Below are 17,788 nucleotides of genomic sequence, written 5' to 3'. Positions count from 1 at the left end.
CTTTGTCTTTTCGGCTACTGTACTAGTCATGCCCGAGCAGGTAGTTCGCAAAGCCGGCAAGGTCATCGAACACCTGTGTCGCAGACAGGTCCTCGCGCGGAGAGTCGATCAGCTGGCGCAGTGTCTTTTCACCCTTGCCGGTGCGTACCAGTACCGGCTTGCAGCCTTTCTCGAGCCCGGCTTCCAGGTCGCGCAGGCTATCGCCCACCAGGTAGCACCCGTGCACGCTGCAATCCAGCTCCGCCTCGATCACATCGATCAGGCCGGGCAGTGGCTTGCGGCAGCGACAGTTATCCTCAGGCGCATGCGGGCAATAGAAGATGCCCGCGATGGTGCCGCCCGCATCCTCAACCAGCGTGCGCATCTTGTCGTGCATCGCTTCCAGGTCGTCCAGGTCGAAGTACCCGCGCCCGAGGCCACTCTGGTTAGTGGCCACGACAATGGAATAGCCCGCACGATTCAGCTCGGCAATTGCTTCGACCGAGCCCGGCAGCGGTATCCATTCGTCCACGCTCTTTACATAGGCGTCGGAGTCCTGGTTTATCACGCCATCGCGGTCGAGGATAATCAGTCTCATAGCCGTGTGCCGCGTTACTTGGCCGGTACCAGCAGGGAGATATCCGCTACTTCAAGGAACAGGCCGCGCAGTTGCGCAAGTAGCGCGAGGCGATTGTTGCGCAGTGCCTCGTCCTCGGCCATGACCATCACGGAGTCGAAAAACTCATCCACAACCTCGCGGATTTCCGCGAGCCCTTCCAGTCCCTCGGCATACATGCTGTTCTCATACAGCGGGCCTATCGCCTCGCCGGCTTCCGCCACGGCGGCTGCCAGTGCCTGTTCCGCAGGTTCTTTCAGCAGGCTGCTTTCGAGCGTATCAGACGGCGCACTGTCCAGCTTGGACAGGATGTTGGAAACGCGTTTGTTGGCGGCGGCGAGCGCAGCAGCTTCCGGCAGCTGGCGGAAATGGTTGACCGCGCGCACGCGGTTGTCGATGTCGAGCGGACGGGAAAGATTCTTGGCTGCAACCGACATAAATACCTCTGCCGGGATCTTTTCGTCTTCATACCAGGCACGGAAGCGCTCGAGCATGTACTGCAGCACAGTTTCCACCACGGTGTCGCGCTCACTGAGGGTATCGGCAGGGTAGCCGGCCAGCGCCAGTTGCAGCAACTCGCGCAGGTCCAGGTCCAGCTTCTTTTCCACCAGCAGGCGCAATACGCCCAGGCTGGCGCGGCGCAGTGCAAACGGGTCCTTGGAACCGGTCGGTGCCATACCGATGCCAAAGATGCCGACCAGTGTATCCAGGCGGTCTGCGATGGCGACCGTAGTACCGGTGCTGGTGTCAGGCAGCTCGTCGCCGGCGAAGCGCGGACGGTATTGTTCGTACATTGCCTTGGCGACATCCAGCGGCTCGCCATCGTTCTCCGCATAGTAGTAGCCGGCAATACCCTGCAGGTCCGGGAACTCCAGCACCATCTCCGTAACCAGGTCGGACTTGCACAGCTCGCCCGCGCGCAGCGCATTTTGCGGGTCGCTACCGATGCGTTCGGCGATGGCGCGTGCCAGGCGCGATACACGCTCGGTCTTGTCATACACGGTACCGAGCTTCGCCTGGAAAACGATGTTGCGCAGTTTCTGGCGCTGGTCCGCGAGGCTGGTTTTCTTGTCGGTCTCGTAAAAGAAAGCGGCATCGGCAAGGCGCGGACGGATCACGCGCTCATTGCCGTCAATTACCTTGGCGGCGTCAATGCTCTCGATATTGGAAACGGTGATGAAGAACGGCATCAGGTTCCCGTCACCGTCCACCACGTGGAAATATTTCTGGTGCTCCTTCATGGAGGAAATCAGTGCTTCCGAAGGCACCTGCAGGAAGTGCTTCTCGAAGCGACCGGTCAGGGCAACGGGCCATTCCACCAGCGCAGTAACTTCGTCCAGCAATGCCTCATCAATCACGGCCTCGCCATTGACGTTGTTGGCCTCGGCGATCACCTGCTCGCGAATCATCTCGCGACGCGCGTCAAAGTCGGCAATCACATAACCGGTTTTCTCCAGGTGCTGCAGGTAATCCCGCGGGCTGGCGATGTCGATCTCGCGGTTGCAGTGGAAGCGATGGCCACGGGTAACATTGCCGGCTTTGTGGCCGACTACACTACCCTCGATAATTTCGTTATCGAGCAGCATTACGGCCCAGTGTACGGGCCGTACAAACTCCTCGCGGCGCGCGCCCCAGCGCATGCGCTTCGGGATCGGTAATTTGGCCAGCGCATTTTCCACGATTGCTGGCAACAGGGATGCTGTTGCCGCGCCTTTCTGTTCGGCAATGAAAGCCAGGCGCTCGCCCTTACTGGTCTGCTTACGCTGCAGGTCCCCGAATGCCACCCCGTTGGACCGTGCGAAGCCCTCTGCGGCCTTGCTCGGGTTGCCTTCCTTGTCAAAGGCGGCGGCCACTGCCGGCCCGAGCTTTTCAATGGTCTTGTCAGCCTGGCGATCGGGCAGGCCGGTAATGTGCACGGCAAGGCGACGCGGTGTCGCGTAACGCTGAACGTCATCGAAAGACAGTTCCGCGTCCTTCAGGCCGGCGCCAATTCCCTCCGCAAAGGCATTCATCAGTGAACGCAGCGCCTTTGGCGGCAGTTCCTCGGTGCCGATCTCAACCAGAAATTCTTTTGCCATGACTCAGGACTCCTCCGAATCTGCGAGTAACTGCGCGCGCAACGATTCTTCGGCGAGCGGGAAGCCCAGCTTCTTGCGGGCATCGTAATAGGATTGTGCAACCGCACGGGCGAGGGTGCGCACGCGCAGGATAAAGCGCTGGCGCTCGGTCACGGAGATGGCATGGCGCGCATCCAGCAGGTTGAAGGCGTGGGAAGCCTTCATCACCATTTCGTATGCTGGCAGCGGCAGGCCCAGTTCGATCAGGCGTTCGCTGTCGGCTTCACACTGGTCGAACGCCTTGAACAGGGAATTCACGTCGGCGTGCTCGAAATTGAAAGCGGACATCTCGCGCTCGTTCTGCAGGAACACGTCGCCATAGGTGATCGGGTTGCCGCTGGCGTCGCGGGTCCACACCAGGTCATAAATGGAGTTGACGCCCTGGATGTACATGGCGATCCGCTCGAGACCGTAGGTAATCTCACCGGTGACCGGGTAACACTCGAGGCCACCCACCTGCTGGAAGTAGGTAAACTGAGTCACTTCCATACCATTCAGCCAGACTTCCCAGCCCAGGCCCCAAGCCCCAAGGGTGGGGGATTCCCAGTTGTCCTCCACAAAGCGCACATCGTGCACCGCAGTATCGATGCCCATCGCACGCAGGCTATCCAGGTAAAGGTCCTGGATATTGTCCGGCGAAGGCTTCAATACGACCTGGTACTGGTAGTAGTGCTGCAGGCGGTTCGGGTTCTCACCGTAGCGACCATCGGTCGGGCGACGACAAGGCTGAACATAGGCCGCACTCCAGGATTCCGGGCCGATGGCGCGCAGGAAAGTGGCGGGATGGAAGGTGCCGGCACCCACTTCCATGTCCAGTGGCTGTAGAATGACGCACCCCTGGCGCGCCCAATATTCCTGCAGGGACATGATCAGCCCCTGGAAAGTGCTGAGGTCGTACTCGTTGGCCACAGGCCGCCTCCGGATTACAAACGGTAAACAACGGGCACAGGGGCCCGCGCAAAGGGCGCAATTATAGCGACTGGCGGCGCATCACTGAATGCGCGCATCGGAAATTTGGCAATTATTTGCCCGGCGCTGCCCGGGTGACGGTATCGGGTGACGGGATGAAAGAGCAATTGGCGCTGGGCATACTCAAATTGGCGGGCAAGCTGCCGCTGGGTCTGGCCAGGGCGATCGGCAGCCTGGTGGGCCACATCAGCTGGCTGACGGGTAGCCGCGCCCGCGCTGTCACCGAAATCAACCTCGCCCACTGCTACCCGGATATGCCAGCGCCTGAGCGGCGCCGCCTGGCCCGGCGCAGTCTGGTCGCCACGGCGCGTACCGGCATGGAAGTCGCCGGGGTGTGGCAACGAGACTGGAGCGTCAGTAAAAAGCTGATCCACAGTGTACACAATGCAGAGGCCTATGATCGTGCCGCAGCGGCAGGCACCGGGGTGATTGCGGTACTGCCGCACATGGGCAACTGGGAGATGTTCAGTCCCCATTTTGCCGGCGCGGCGCAGATGACCGCACTCTATGCACCGCCGAAGATGGCGGCCCTGGATCCCGTGATCCGTGCCGGCCGCGAAAACGAGAACACCACGCTGGTACCCACCAACCGCCGCGGTGTCATGGCACTGTTCAAGGCCCTGCGCGAGCGCGAGCTCGTGGTGATTCTGCCGGACCAGGAGCCGGAAACCAGCGGCGGTGCCTTTGCGCCATTCTTTGGCCAGCCGGCACTCACCATGACGCTCGTGCACAACCTGATCCAGCGCACCGGTTGCCGCGCGGTATTCGGGGTGGCGCTGCCGGTGGAGGGCGGCTTTGATATCCATTTCATCGAGCCGGAAGAAGAGTTGTACAGCGGGGAGCAGGACCAGGCACTTGCGGCCATGAACCGCGGGGTCGAAGCCTGTATCGCGCTAGCGCCGGAGCAGTACCAGTGGGAATACAAGCGTTTCCGCAAGCAGCCGGATATGAAGACGCGGCTGTACCGGAAATAATGACAGACTAGTCCGTATTGCCGTCGGTCTTGCGCCCGCGCGCGTGCTGCTGCACTGCACGGTAGGTCTTGGCCAGGCTGCGGTCGCCAGAGCGTTTTTCTGCGAGGGTCTGTTGGTTACGCGCGCTTTCCCGTTGCAGCTTGCGCCAGTTTTCCAGGCGTCGCTCCGAGATCACGCCCTCTGCGACGGCCTTGCGAACGGCGCAGCCTGGCTCTCTCCTGTGCTGGCAATCCTTGAAACGGCAGCCTGACGCCCGTTCCGCAATTTCCGCAAACGCAGCATCGATACCCGCTTCCGCCCCGGCCAGGGAGAGTTCTCGCATGCCGGGCGTATCCAGCAACATGGCGCCGCCGGGTAAATGGTGCAATTCGCGGTGGGTGGTGGTGTGGCGGCCTTTGCTATCGTCCTCCCGAATTCCTGCGGTTTGCGCGACTTCAGTTTGCATCAGGCTGTTGAGCAGGGTGGATTTGCCCACCCCGGAAGACCCAAGCAGGGCAATGGTTTCACCCGGGCCCAGCCAGCACTTCAATACCGAGACGTCGTCTGGATCGAGTGCATTGACCGTCTCCACCACGCAATCGGCCGTTGTCGATAGCGCCCGCTCGCGAAAATTATCGGCATCGGCACAGGTATCTGCTCTGGTCAGTACCACCACTGAACGGGCTCCTGCCTGCTGTACCAGCGCCTGGTAGCGCTCGATCCGCGACAGGTTGAAGTCGTGGTTACAGGACGAGACAATAAAAACGGTATCCACATTTGCCGCCAGCAACTGTGCTTTGTCACCGCCGGCAGCCATGCGAAGGAACAGACTGCTGCGCTCGAGGGTCTGCAGCGGTTGCGATGTTTCCATATCAACCAGCAGCCAGTCACCCACCGTCGGCAGAGACTCGGGCGGCGCGTCAAAGAAGCTGCCCCTGACCGGGATTTCCAGGTTGCCTTCTGCGCCTGCGGCAACCAGCCTGTCCCTGTGCACCGCCACGATCCGTACTGGTGTTCCTGGCTCGCCGACCACCTGCTGCTGGAAAAAACCTTTCCAACCCAGCGCCCGCAATGCGTCTGGCATCACCCCTTTCCCTGCGGCTTTTTTTATCCTTGAAAATGCGGGGTTTGTTTTGAATCTCTTCATGAATTTTTTACGATTGCCACTGATGAAACGCTTCTTTGCAAAGATTAACCACGGATTACCCTATCTAATTTCTGTATCGCAAGGATAAGCCACGCGGACCTCAATCGACGGAAAGAACGCAAGCCTGGGTAGTGCAAAAAAAGGGAGCGCCGTATGCCAGCAAAAGGTGCCACAGGTGGCGCGCCGGCTCCGGATGGATCTGCCTGGGCGTCACCCTAGAATTTACCTGTTCCGGCACTTGCAGTGGGCCGGGCAGGGAGCGTTTGTATGGCGTTTGAAAGCAAGGTCAAAACGAAAATCGGAAGTACGGTCATCGGTGTGGCGCTCGGTTGTTTGCTGGCGCCGGGTGTCGCCACCGCAGACAGGCTGACCAGTCTGAAGCAACAGGTCATCGTCGACCCCTATTATTATGAAGGCCGGCGTGCAGACCGACGCCGTGGCCGCGTCTATATCATCCGCGACAATCGTCGTCGCCCGGGGTACTACGCGCCTTACTACGGTGCCTATGGCAACACCCCCGCATTTCGCGGGGTACTCTATGCGCTACCGTCCAATGCGATGCGTGTACGAGTGGATGGACGCGTCTATTACGTTGTGAACGGTATCTATTACCAGTGGGACAGCAGCGTACAGGGTTATCGGGTCGCGCGTCCTTAGGTAGGGCCCTTAGCGGATTCATTCAGGGCGTCGAATAGAGGCGGGGCCTAATGGCGCCAGAATGCCGGGGTGAAAATCACCAGCAGGGTGAAGATCTCGAGGCGTCCCAGCAGCATGGCGAACATCAGGAACCACTTGGCGTTGTCGTTGATATCGCCGTAGTGGGACGACGCTTCGCCCAGCGCCGGGCCGAGGTTGTTGAGGCAGGAGCCGACGGTAGTAAGTGCCGTGACAAAGTCGACCCCGGTTGCCATCACCGCCACCACCAAGATCACGAAGGAAAACAGGAAAACCGCAAAGAAGCCCCACACGGCTTCAGTCACCTTTGTGGGAACCAGTTTCTTGCCGAGCTTGATCGGCACCACCGCGTTGGGGTGCACCAGACGGTTTAACTCGCGCAATCCCGCCTTTACTACCAGCATCACCCGGATCGACTTGATCCCGCCCGCGGTCGAGCCCGCGCAGCCGCCGGCAAAACCGAACAGCAATAATACGAATGGCAGGAACGTGGGCCACACGGAAAAGTTATCCGACGTGAAGCCGGCGGTGGTCATCACCGAAACGGCCTGGAAGGTGCCGTGTACGATGCTTTCTTCCAGCTCGTAGGTATGGAATTGCCACAGGTAAAAAATCACAAAAGCGCTAAAGCAGGCCATCAGCAGCATGAAGAATTTGAACTCGGCATCTTTCCAGTAGCTCAGGAACTGGCGGTTGGTGAAGGCAAAGAAATGCAGGCCGAAGTTGGTGCCGGCGGCGATCATGAAAAAGATGCTTACCAGCATGATCATCTGGTTGTCGGCAAAAAATCCCATGCTGGCATCGTGGGTGGAGAAGCCGCCATTGGCGACGGTGGAAAAGCCGTGCCCAACCGCGTCGAACAGGGTCATGCCCGCCCACCAGAAACCGAAGATGCACAACACCGTGAGGATCACATAGATCAGGAACAATGCCTTGGCAGTTTCGGTGATGCGCGGGGTGAGCTTGGCATCCTTGACCGGCCCCGGGGCCTCCGCCTTGTATAGCTGCATGCCACCGACGCCGAGCATGGGCAGGATCGCCACCGCGATCACAACGATACCGATGCCGCCAAGCCACTGCAGTTGCTGGCGGTAATAGAGGATCGATGCAGGCAGGTCATCGAGGCCGGTAATCACAGTGGCGCCGGTGGTGGTGAGGCCGGAGATGGATTCAAAGATGGAGTCCGTGATGGAAAGCTCAGGTTGCGCACTCAGATAAAACGGCAGAGCACCAAATGTTCCGAGTACCGCCCAGAATAGCGACGTAATCACGAAGCCATCGCGGGTGCGCAGGTCCGCACGCGCATTGTGCACCGGGACCCACACCAGCAGGCCGGTAACCAGGGTAATGGCAAACGCCGTGGCAAATGCGCCTTCGGTCTGGTCCGCATACCACATGGACACCGCGATCGGCGGCAACAGCGTCAGGCTGAAAATGGTCAGGAGTATCCCGAAGACTCTGGCGATTACTGCAAAGTGCATGGATGTCCGGGGGTTATCCTGTTCAGAAGAAAGTGAAGCCGACCTGGAACAGCTGCTCCACGTATCGGGTCTGGCGCTTGTCCACCAGGAACACAATCACGTGGTCGCCGGATTGCACCACGATATCGTCGTGGGCAATCAGCACGCTGCTGCCTTTGTCCGTTTCGCGCACTATAGCGCCGATGGAGGCGCCTTCCGGAAGGTCGATGTCCTCGATCTTGCGCCCCACGACGCGCGAATTGCGCGGGTCACCGTGGGCGATCACCTCGATGGCCTCGGCTGCACCGCGGCGCAGCGAATGCACGTTGACCATGTCGCCCTGGCGCACGTGCGTCAGCAGGGTGCCGAGCGTGACCTGCTGTGGCGAGATGGCGATATCGATATCGCCGCCCTGTACCAGGTCCACATAGGCGCTGTTGTTGATCAGCGCCATCACCTTGCGCGCACCGAGTCGCTTGGCCAGCAGCGATGACATGATGTTGGCTTCGTCGTCGTTGGTGAGCGCCAGGAATACATCGGTATCCTCGATATTTTCCTCGAGCAGCAGGTCCTGGTCCGAGGCACTGCCGTGCAATACGATCGCGCGGTTGAGCTCTTCCGCCAGGTAGATACAGCGCTCGTGGCCGTATTCGATGATCTTGACCGAGTAGCGGTTCTCCAGGCGCCTTGCCAGGCGCAGGCCGATGTTGCCGCCGCCGGCAATGATGATGCGCTTGTAGCCCTGTTCGAGACGGCGCAGCTCGCTCATCACCGCGCGGATGTCGGCACGCGCGGCGATAAAGAACACCTCGTCGTCCGCCTCGATGATGGTCGAGCCCTCGGGGATGATTGGGCGGTTGCGGCGGTAAATCGCAGCAACGCGGGTATCCACACGCGGCATATGCTCGCGCAGGTAGCGCAGCTCCTGGCCCACCAGCGGGCCTCCGTAATAGGCCTTCACCGCCACCAGCTGTACCAGGCCGTCGGCGAAGTCCAGCACCTGCAGGGCGCCGGGGTGCTCGATCAGGCGCGACACATAATCGGAAACCAGCTGCTCGGGGCTGATCAGCACGTCGATGGGTACTGCCTTCAGGTCGAACAGCTCGGGGTAGTTCAGATAGGCGGCGGCGCGTACCCGCGCAATCTTGGTGGGCACACGAAACAGGGAGTGGGCCACCTGACAGGCGGCCATATTGGTTTCGTCATCGTTGGTGACCGCCACCAGGATGTCCGCATCCTCGATACCGGCCTGCTGCAACACATCCGGATGGGATGCGTGGCCCTGTACCACGCCGATATCGATGCGATCCCGCAGCTCGCGCAGGATGCGGTCGTTACTGTCGATCAGCACGATATCGTTGCGTTCGGACGCCAGGCTTTCCGCGAGCGATCCGCCAACCTGGCCGGCGCCGAGAATGATGATCTTCATAATTTTGCGGGTTACCGCTTATCCGTGCGGACGCCATGTCCTGCGGCGGACAGAGGTGCGCGAGCGATCCTTATTGTGTTTGCGGCGCGGCTTTGTGCAGCAATGCGTAGTAAAAACCGTCGCCGCCGGTTTCCGAGGGCAGGATCTGGCGTCCGGCATCCTGTGCCATGCCCCAGCCAACCGCGGAAATAGACTCCGGGGTATTGTCGCTCGCATCTGCGGTATCCGCAATAAATGCCGCCACCAGCGCTGCGTTTTCCTCGGGCATCACTGAACAGGTCGCGTAGAGCAGGCGGCCGCCGGGCTTCAGGGTCTGCCAAAGGCTGTCGAGAATGCGGCGCTGCAGCAGGGCCAGCTCGCGGATATCTTCGGCGCGGCGCAGCAGCTTGATATCGGGGTTGCGGCGGATGACACCGGTGGCGGAGCAGGGTGCGTCCAGCAGGACCGCATCGAAGGCCTCGCCGTCCCACCAGCTGTCAATATCGGCGGCGTCGGCACAGACAAGCTCCGCAGCCACGCCGATGCGCTCGAGGTTCTCCTGTACCTGGCCCAGGCGATTGCCATCGCTGTCGAGCGCCTGCAGTGCAGCCATTTGCGGCTGCAACTCCAGCAGATGACAGGTCTTGCCACCGGGTGCACAGCAGGCATCCAGTACCCGCTCGCCGGCAGCCGGCGCCAGCAGTACTGCTGCCAGCTGCGCAGATTCGTCCTGCACACTGCAGTCGCCCTCCATAAAGCCGGGGAGTTCGGCAACGCCAACCGGGTTCGGCAGGTGCAGGCAATCCGGTGCAAGCAGGCTGGCCGTGGCTGCAATCCCTGCCTCCTGTAGCTTGCCCATATAGCTGTCGCGGCTCTCGTGGGCGCGGTTGACGCGGATAAACATGGGTGGGGGCAGGTTGTTGGCCTTGATTGCGGCGCTGCCCTCGTCGCCCCAGGCCTCGCGCATACTCTGGAACAGCCACAGCGGGTGGGCACTGCTGAACTCCGGGTTGCCTGACAGTTTTTTCTCCAGCGCCTCACGCTGGCGCTGCGCATTGCGCAGGCTGCCATTGATCAGCGCCGTGGCCCAGTCGTGGCCGAGTTCACGCGCGGCCTCGACGGTTGCGCCAATGGCGGCGTGATCCGGGATGCGGGTGTACTGCAACTGGTACAGGCCGAGCAGCAGCAGGGCCTCCACCTCGGCGCCGGCCAGGGCTTTCTTGCCTTCGCTGTTCGGCTTGCGCAGGGGTTTTTTCAGCAGCTTGCCCAGCAGCAGCTGCAGCCTCGGCGCCAGGCGTGTGGTGCCGTAGCAGAGTTCCTTCAGCAGGCCGTGCTCATTGGGTGGCAGTTCGTGCTCGGCCGCAGGCAGCAAGCGCGCGAGCGAACCCTGCTGTAGCAATACCTTTGCCAGCACCTGCGCGGCAATAGCCCGTGTCTGTTTGGGGGTGTTGGATCGGCCGGACTTTCGTGCCATATCAGTTGCCCAGTTTCACGCCGGGCTGGAACAGCTGTGCATGCCCGCGTAGTAATTCGGCTACCGGCAGGGTGCGCTTGCCGGGTAACTGCAGGGTCTTGAGGCGCAGGGCCCCGCGACCGCAGGCCACCAGCAGGCCCTCCTCATCGGCGTTCAGCAGGGTGCCGGGTACTTCGTTGTGGCAACCCTGCTCCAGTTGTGCACTGAACACCCGCAGGCGCTCGCCGTTCAGGGTGGTCCAGCAGACCGGGAAGGGGTTGAATGCGCGGATCAGCCGCTCGAGGCTGGTGGCATCGCGGTACCAGTCTATCCGGGCCTCTTCCTTGCTGATCTTTGCAGCATAGTTGGCGAGGCTGTCGTCCTGCGGCCTGGCGCTGGCGCGGCCCCCGGCAATCTCGTCAAGCGCCTGCAGCAGCGCCGGTGCGCCCAGCTCGGCAAGCTTGTCGTGCAGGCTGCCCCCGGTTTCCCGCCCACTGATGCTGCAGCGCGACTCCACCAGTACGGGTCCGGTATCCAGGCCCGCCTCCATCTGCATGATGGCCACGCCGGATTCCGGGTCGCCGGCCTCGATGGCGCGCTGGATCGGCGCGGCGCCGCGCCAGCGCGGCAGCAGGGATGCGTGCACATTAATGCAGCCGTAGCGGGGCATATCCAGCACCGCCTGCGGCAATATCAGGCCGTAGGCCACCACCACCATGATGTCGGCATCGAGCGCCTGCAGCTCGGCCTGCGCGGTTTCATCGCGCAGGCTGGCGGGTTGCAGCACCGGGATACCGGCATCCACCGCAACCTGCTTGACCGGGCTTGCCTGCAGCTTCTTGCCGCGGCCCGCTGGGCGGTCTGGCTGGGTGTAGACCGCACATACCTGGTGCCCGGAGCCGAGTAATGCGCGCAGCTGCACGGCGGCAAAATCGGGCGTGCCGGCAAAAATAATTTTCAGGGACTGGCTCATAGGGTTGGCTTATTGGCGGAAATTGGACTTAACTGCGACAGCGGGCCAGGTTCAGGCGCGCTGCCGGTGTGCCTTTTCCAGTTTCGAACGGATGCGGTTGCGCTTCAGTGGCGACAGGTAATCGACAAACAGTTTGCCGTCGAGGTGGTCGATCTCGTGCTGGATGCAGACCGCCAGCAGTCCGTCCGGCTCCAGGGAAAAGGTTTTGCCGTCCCGGTCCAGCGCGGAGACGCGCACGCGGCCCGGGCGTACGATGGTTTCATAAAAACCGGGTACGGACAGACAGCCCTCATCGTACTCGTGCGGCGCAGGGTCCAGCACCTCCACCTCGGGGTTGATGAAAACCATCGGCTGGTCCTGCTCCTCGGACACGTCGATGACCACGACGCGCTGGTGCACATTGACCTGGGTTGCGGCGAGACCGACCCCCGGCGCGGCGTACATGGTCTCGAACATGTCCGCCACCAGCGTGCGGATTTCGTCGTTTACTTCCGCCACTGGCTGCGCTTTGGTACGCAGGCGCGGGTCGGGGAACTCAAGGATTTCCAGTTTTGCCATAAATGCCTGTGACAAACTTCTAGTCTTAGTGGAACTTGCGCTGATAACATTATGATCGCGCTGAAAATTGCCACTGACTGAGTTTGGTGTATCCGGGTACTTGTATAGCGGTACCTGTATCAAGGTACCAAGCGTTAGTGGAATGACATTATAGCGATAATAAGCTCTGGCGTATAAAGAGCATGGGAAAGCTTCTATGAAAAAAACAGTCCTGGGCATCGCCGCCCTGCTGGTCGCCACACTGGCCAGTGCCGATGATCGCCTGAACCCCCAGCATCCGGATGTGTATACCGTGAAGAGCGGTGACACCCTGTGGGATATCTCCAGTTACTTCCTGCGGGACCCGTGGGTTTGGCCGGAAATCTGGTACGTGAACCCGCAGGTGCAGAATCCGCACCTTATCTACCCCGGCGACCAGCTGCGTCTTATCTATATCGATGGCCAGCCGCGCCTGACGGTTGACCGCGGCCCGACGCCTTACCGGCTTTCCCCCGACAGCAACCGACTGAGCCCGGGTGTCCGGCGCCAGGACCTTTCCACCGCGATCCCCGCGATCCCGCTGGATGCCATCAATGCGTTCCTGTCGCAGACCCGTATCGTCGACCCGAATGCGTTTGATGGCACCCCGTACATTATCTCCGGTGAGGGCGAGCGCCTGCTGGTGGGTACCGGTGAGACCGTCTATGCCCGCGGCGACTTTGCCGATGCACTGCCGGCCTACGGTATCTACCGCCCGGGCCCGGTGTACCGCGATCCGCAGACCAAGGAAATCCTGGGGCGCCAGGCGCTGGATGTGGGTTCCGTAGACCTGTACCAGCTGGATGAAGACGAGAAGCGCAACAACTGGGCCATCGCCACCATGGAAGTGACCCGCACTTCACGCGAAGTGCGCCTGGAGGACCGCCTGTTGCCGGTCGAGGAGCGCGCCATCGCGGCATTGTTCCAGCCGGGTGCGCCGGCCATGGAGGTGGATGGCGAGATCATGGCGGTGGAAGATGGCGTGAGCCAGATCGCCAAGTACGATGTGGTCGCGCTGAATCGCGGCGCGCGCGAGGGCCTGCAGCCGGGCCACGTGCTGGCCATCTACAAGCGTGGCGCAACTGTGCGTGACCGCCTTGCCCGCGATGCCGTCAAGCTGCCGGACGAGCGTGCCGGTTTCATGATGGTATTCCGCTCTTTTGAAAAAATGAGCCTGGCGCTGGTGCTCGAGTCCGACAAGGCGCTTGCGGTTGGCGACCTGATCAGGAACCCCTGACTCGCGGTTACCACCAGATCCCGAAGGGCGGCCAGGAAGGCCGCCTTTTTTATGCCCGAAAATCACCCTGAGGTATTTGCATGGATGCAACACCATCACTCCGCGGCTGTATGGCGCTGCTGCGCCTGCCCGGCATTGGCGCCGGCCGTTTCTGGCAACTTATTGAGCAGCTTGGCACGCCCGCACGCGTACTGGAAGAATTCCCCGACAGCGCCCGCAAGCATTTGCGTGCCAATGGTGCTGAATTGCTGTCCGGCTGGCAACGCAGCGGCGAAGACTCCACCCTCGCAGCAAAGGTCCGCGCCGACCTGGACCAATGTGCGGCACAGGGCATCGAGGTGTTCTGCTGGCTCGATGACGGTTATCCGCCGCTGCTGGCGGAAATATCGCGGCCGCCGCCGCTGCTGTATGTAAAGGGCAGCGTTGGCGCCCTGCACCTGCCGCAGGTGGCCGTGGTGGGCGCGCGCCGTGCCGGCAGTGCGGCACAGGAGGATGCCCGTGTTTTCTCGCGCGAGCTGGCCGCGGGTGGCTTTGCCATCACTTCCGGGCTGGCACTGGGGGTGGACAGTTGTGCCCACGGTGGCGCGCTGGAGGCCGGCGGGGTCACGGTGGCGGTGATGGGCACCGGTGCCGACCTGGTCTACCCGGCCCGCAATCGCGGCCTGGCGGAAAAAATCCTCACCCAGGGCGGCGCACTCGTCAGCGAGTTTCCCCTGGGGACCGCGCCGGACGCGCCGAACTTCCCGCAGCGCAACCGCATTATCAGCGGGCTTTCCCTGGGCGTGCTGGTGGTGCAGGCGGCAGTGCGCTCCGGCTCCCTGATCACCGCGCGCCTGGCACTGGAGCAGGGGCGCGAGGTATTTGCCATCCCGGGCTCCATCCATAACCCGCTCGCCCGAGGTTGCCACCGCCTGATCCGGGAGGGCGCGCACCTGGTTGAGTCCAGTGCCGATATCGTTGAACAGATGCCGGCCATGCTCGCCTACAAGCAGCAGGAGCTGCTGCCGGAAGCGGCTGCTGTGCACGGCCAGCGGCTCGATGCCGAGCAGTGCCGGGTCCTGGCGGCAATCACCGGTGGGCCAGTCAGCCTGGACCGGATTGCGGCCGCCGCAGGCGTGCAGGCCGGGCCGTTGCTCGCGCAGCTGGTGCAGCTGGAACTGGCCGGCCTTGTCAGTACCGCCGCTGCAGGCTATGAATTAACGGTTGCCGGCCAGCGTGCCGTGGCAGCCGCTACGCTGGCCTAAATGGCGTAAATCCGCTAGATTTGCCGCCTTTTCAGACTTACCGAATCAGCTAAGGGCCCGCCTTTGCCAGACTGGAAGACCCATCACCGAGTCCGTATCGCCGCCGCCATCCTGCGCCGCGGCGGTGTCATCGCGTGTCCGACAGAGTCCGTCTGGGGGCTCAGTTGTGACCCGTTCAACGAGGCTGCGGTGCAGCGCATCCTGGCACTGAAGAACCGGCCACAGGAAAAAGGCCTGATCCTCGCGGCGGGCGATCGCAACCATTTCGGCGGCCTGCTGACCAACCTGGATGCGCCCCTGCGCGAGCGCGCCATCAGCCGCTGGCCCGGGCCGGTGACCTGGTTGGTGCCCCATTTTGGGCTGGTGCCGGAGTGGGTGACCGGCGAACACAGCACGGTGGCGATCCGGCAAACCGCGGAGCCGTTGCTGGCCGCAATCAGTGAGGTCTTTGGTGGCCCCCTGGTTTCCACCTCGGCCAACCCGGCCGGCAAGCAGCCCGCCACCCGTGCCTTCCAGGTGCAGCGCTACTTTGGCGGTGAGCTCGATTACATCTGCCCCGGCAACACCGGCGGCCTGAGCAAGCCCAGCGAGATCCTGGACCTGCGCAGCGGCAGCGTTGTGCGCGCAGGCTGAAGACGAATAACAGGAAAAAATTATGACTTCCGTAACCCGCGCCGATATCGAGCGCGTGAAGAATTACCTGCTGGACCTGCAGGACCGCATCTGTGCCGGCATCAGTCGCGTCGATGGCCATGAATTTGTGGAAGACAGCTGGGAGCGGCCGGCGGAGCAGGGTGGTGGCGGTGGCCGCACGCGCATACTGGCGGACGGCAATGTCATCGAGAAAGGCGGGGTGAATTTTTCCCATGTGAAGGGTGCCTCGCTGCCGGCGTCCGCGACGGCGAGTCGTCCCGAGCTGGCGGGGCGGGCATTCGAGGCAATGGGGGTGTCGCTGGTGATCCATCCACGCAACCCCTATGTCCCCACCAGCCATGCAAATGTCCGACTGTTTGTCGCCACCAAGGAGGGCGCCGAGCCCATCTGGTGGTTCGGCGGTGGTTACGACCTCACCCCCTATTACGGTTGCGAGGAAGATGTGGTGCACTGGCACCGCACTGCGCAGGCGGCATGCGCACCGTTTGGTGAGACCCTCTACGCTGACCTTAAAAAGTGGTGCGACGATTATTTCTATATCAAACACCGCAAGGAAGCTCGTGGCGTCGGCGGCCTCTTCTTTGACGATTTCAACGAAGGTGGTTTCGAAAATGCCTTTGCATTTATGCGCTCGGTTGGCGACAGTTACCTCGATGCCTACCTGCCGATCGTCGAGAAGCGCAAGGACACGGAATACGGTGAACGCGAGCGCAACTTCCAGCTCTATCGGCGCGGTCGCTATGTCGAGTTCAACCTGGTGTACGATCGGGGCACCATTTTTGGCCTGCAGACCGGCGGACGCATCGAGTCCATCCTGATGTCGCTGCCTTCACTGGTGCGCTGGGATTACAATTGGCAGCCGCAGCCGGGTTCGGCTGAAGAAAAGCTGTATACCGATTTTTTGCCGCACCGGGATTGGGTGTAAGGCTGCAGTTAGGGGTTAAGGGACTGAACCTGAGGGTGCCGCGTGTCTGATTTAAAGCAGAAAATTCACCAGTTTTTCCAGCATTACCGCCGCTGTTTCGAAACCCAGGATGCGGAGGAGGCGTCACAGTTCTTCCACTTCCCGGCGTCCATGTACTCCGCCAAGGGAGAGCGTGAACAGTTCAGTAAGGAAGAGTTTCTGCCGATCGCGGAGAAGCTGTTCCAGAATTACCGCGCCCTGCATGTGAGCCAGATCCTGGGAAACCTAACCAACGTGACGGAGCTGAATCCGGCAACCTGCATTGCCTCGCTGAACTGGGTCGTTATCACCGGGCATGGCGATGATGCTTTCCAGCTGTACAGTGCCACCACCCATTATCTGATTTGCGAAGAAGAGGATGGCTATCGCATCGAGTCTGTATTTGTTGTCGATGAGCCAGATCGCATTCGCGAGGCGCTGGAAAAACTCTGACAGGGAAATAATTTGAAGGACCGCTACGCTGTTGTAGGCAACCCGATTGTCCAGTCGTTGTCGCCCCGTATCCACACTGCCTTTGCCGATCAGGTCGGCGACCCCATCGAGTATGACAAGCTTCTGGTAGAACCCGGCGAGTTTGAAAACTTCGCGCGTGAGTTTTTTGCCGGCGGCGGCAAGGGACTGAATGTCACCATGCCGTTCAAGCTCGACGCGCGCGACTTTGCCAGTGTGCTGACGGAGCGCGCCCGCGCTGCCGGTGCGGTCAATACACTGGCCCTGCAAGGCGATGGCAGCATTCTCGGGGACAATACCGACGGTGCCGGCCTGGTGCGGGATATCACCTGTAATCTCGGGTGGCCGGTGCGTGGCAAGCGTGTGCTGCTGCTCGGCGCCGGCGGTGCCGTGCGCGGCGTGTTGTTGCCACTTATGGCGGAGGCGCCCGCCTCCATCCATATTGCCAACCGAACCCCGGCCAGGGCAGAGGTGCTGGCCGCCGACTTTGCACAGGCCGAGCTGTCCGCCAGCGGTTTCGCGGACGCCACTGGGCCCTTCGACCTGGTAATTAACGGCACCGCTGCAAGCCTCAGTGGTGCGGTACCGGCGCTGCCACGAGGGGCCCTGGCACCCGGGTGCTGTTTCTACGATATGGTCTATGGCGCCCGCCCGACTGTGGCGATGCAGTGGGCGCGAGCGCAGGGCGCCGAGGCGGCGGATGGCCTGGGTATGCTCGTGGAGCAGGCCGCGGAGGCCTTCGTGGTATTTCGCGGCTGTCGCCCGGATACCGCACCGGTGCTGGCGGCGCTGCGGGAGCAGATCCGCGCCTGATCCACGCCGCCAGCCATTGTTCTTGTCCCCCCTGACTTTTCCCCTGCCAGCGGCTATCACCTGAACGGGTGATGGCGGCAGTCACGACGCATCCGGCATA

At 61.8% G+C, this 17,788-nt stretch carries 17 protein-coding genes; 8 read left to right on the top strand and 9 right to left on the bottom strand.

Annotated elements, in window-relative coordinates:
* Positions 1–22: 22 nt before the first annotated feature.
* The 3 genes from gmhB to glyQ are packed head-to-tail and all read right to left on the bottom strand — an operon-like array spanning position 23 to position 3,621.
* Complete coding sequence (gene gmhB, locus QSJ80_RS01800; protein WP_285762554.1) at positions 23–577, bottom strand: D-glycero-beta-D-manno-heptose 1,7-bisphosphate 7-phosphatase; 555 nt, start codon at positions 575–577, stop codon at positions 23–25.
* 14 nt (positions 578–591) lie between these two features.
* Positions 592–2,673 carry a glycine--tRNA ligase subunit beta gene (gene glyS, locus QSJ80_RS01795; RefSeq protein ID WP_285762553.1) on the bottom strand — a complete coding sequence of 694 codons (2,082 nt, stop codon included), beginning with the start codon at positions 2,671–2,673 and terminating at the stop codon, positions 592–594.
* Between the two features lie 3 nt (positions 2,674–2,676).
* Entirely contained in the window at positions 2,677–3,621 is a 945-nt protein-coding gene (gene glyQ, locus QSJ80_RS01790; protein WP_285762552.1) for a glycine--tRNA ligase subunit alpha, read from the bottom strand.
* A gap of 155 nt (positions 3,622–3,776) precedes the next feature.
* Here glyQ and QSJ80_RS01785 point away from each other — a divergent pair, with 155 nt between their 5' ends.
* Entirely contained in the window at positions 3,777–4,655 is an 879-nt protein-coding gene (locus tag QSJ80_RS01785) for a lysophospholipid acyltransferase family protein (protein WP_285762551.1), read from the top strand.
* A 7-nt stretch (positions 4,656–4,662) separates the two neighbouring features.
* Here the strand turns inward: QSJ80_RS01785 and rsgA are convergent, their stop codons facing one another.
* A complete protein-coding gene (gene rsgA, locus QSJ80_RS01780; RefSeq protein WP_285762550.1) occupies positions 4,663–5,718 on the bottom strand; it encodes a ribosome small subunit-dependent GTPase A in 1,056 nt (351 codons plus the stop codon).
* Positions 5,719–6,048: 330 nt separating this feature from the next.
* On the opposite strand from rsgA, the gene QSJ80_RS01775 reads away from it, so the two are divergent.
* Positions 6,049–6,438 carry a hypothetical protein gene (locus tag QSJ80_RS01775; protein WP_285762549.1) on the top strand — a complete coding sequence of 130 codons (390 nt, stop codon included), beginning with the start codon at positions 6,049–6,051 and terminating at the stop codon, positions 6,436–6,438.
* 47 nt (positions 6,439–6,485) lie between these two features.
* Here the strand turns inward: QSJ80_RS01775 and QSJ80_RS01770 are convergent, their stop codons facing one another.
* From QSJ80_RS01770 to def, 5 genes are all read right to left on the bottom strand, one after another.
* Complete coding sequence (locus QSJ80_RS01770; protein ID WP_285762548.1) at positions 6,486–7,937, bottom strand: TrkH family potassium uptake protein; 1,452 nt, start codon at positions 7,935–7,937, stop codon at positions 6,486–6,488.
* 22 nt (positions 7,938–7,959) lie between these two features.
* Positions 7,960–9,345 carry a Trk system potassium transporter TrkA gene (trkA, locus tag QSJ80_RS01765; RefSeq protein ID WP_285762547.1) on the bottom strand — a complete coding sequence of 462 codons (1,386 nt, stop codon included), beginning with the start codon at positions 9,343–9,345 and terminating at the stop codon, positions 7,960–7,962.
* Between the two features lie 70 nt (positions 9,346–9,415).
* Entirely contained in the window at positions 9,416–10,798 is a 1,383-nt protein-coding gene (gene rsmB, locus QSJ80_RS01760; RefSeq protein WP_285762546.1) for a 16S rRNA (cytosine(967)-C(5))-methyltransferase RsmB, read from the bottom strand.
* A 1-nt stretch (position 10,799) separates the two neighbouring features.
* Positions 10,800–11,750, bottom strand: coding sequence for a methionyl-tRNA formyltransferase (fmt, locus tag QSJ80_RS01755; protein ID WP_285762545.1), 951 nt, complete (start codon positions 11,748–11,750; stop codon positions 10,800–10,802).
* Between the two features lie 51 nt (positions 11,751–11,801).
* Entirely contained in the window at positions 11,802–12,308 is a 507-nt protein-coding gene (gene def, locus QSJ80_RS01750) for a peptide deformylase (protein WP_285762544.1), read from the bottom strand.
* Positions 12,309–12,504: 196 nt separating this feature from the next.
* Here def and QSJ80_RS01745 point away from each other — a divergent pair, with 196 nt between their 5' ends.
* The 6 genes from QSJ80_RS01745 to aroE all read left to right on the top strand — a co-directional run bounded on the left by QSJ80_RS01745 (position 12,505) and on the right by aroE (position 17,688).
* Complete coding sequence (locus QSJ80_RS01745) at positions 12,505–13,563, top strand: LysM peptidoglycan-binding domain-containing protein (RefSeq protein ID WP_285762543.1); 1,059 nt, start codon at positions 12,505–12,507, stop codon at positions 13,561–13,563.
* Positions 13,564–13,643: 80 nt separating this feature from the next.
* Positions 13,644–14,807, top strand: a complete 1,164-nt coding sequence (gene dprA / locus QSJ80_RS01740; protein ID WP_285762542.1) for a DNA-processing protein DprA — start codon at positions 13,644–13,646, stop codon at positions 14,805–14,807.
* 63 nt (positions 14,808–14,870) lie between these two features.
* Entirely contained in the window at positions 14,871–15,440 is a 570-nt protein-coding gene (locus QSJ80_RS01735) for an L-threonylcarbamoyladenylate synthase (protein ID WP_285762541.1), read from the top strand.
* Positions 15,441–15,462: 22 nt separating this feature from the next.
* Positions 15,463–16,386: an oxygen-dependent coproporphyrinogen oxidase gene (gene hemF / locus QSJ80_RS01730; RefSeq protein ID WP_285762540.1), complete on the top strand. Its 924-nt coding sequence runs from the start codon at positions 15,463–15,465 to the stop codon at positions 16,384–16,386.
* A gap of 42 nt (positions 16,387–16,428) precedes the next feature.
* The gene (locus QSJ80_RS01725) at positions 16,429–16,857 is read left to right on the top strand and encodes a DUF6841 family protein (protein WP_285762539.1); all 429 of its coding nucleotides are present in this window, start codon (positions 16,429–16,431) and stop codon (positions 16,855–16,857) included.
* Positions 16,858–16,869: 12 nt separating this feature from the next.
* Positions 16,870–17,688: a shikimate dehydrogenase gene (gene aroE / locus QSJ80_RS01720; protein WP_285762538.1), complete on the top strand. Its 819-nt coding sequence runs from the start codon at positions 16,870–16,872 to the stop codon at positions 17,686–17,688.
* The last annotated feature ends 100 nt before the right edge of the window (positions 17,689–17,788 follow it).

It is taken from the genome of Biformimicrobium ophioploci (genome assembly GCF_030270605.1).
GTDB classification, from domain to species: Bacteria; Pseudomonadota; Gammaproteobacteria; order Pseudomonadales; family Cellvibrionaceae; genus Biformimicrobium; species Biformimicrobium ophioploci.
Note: the sequence above shows the minus strand (reverse complement) of the source record. Positions and strands in the feature narration are given on the sequence as shown.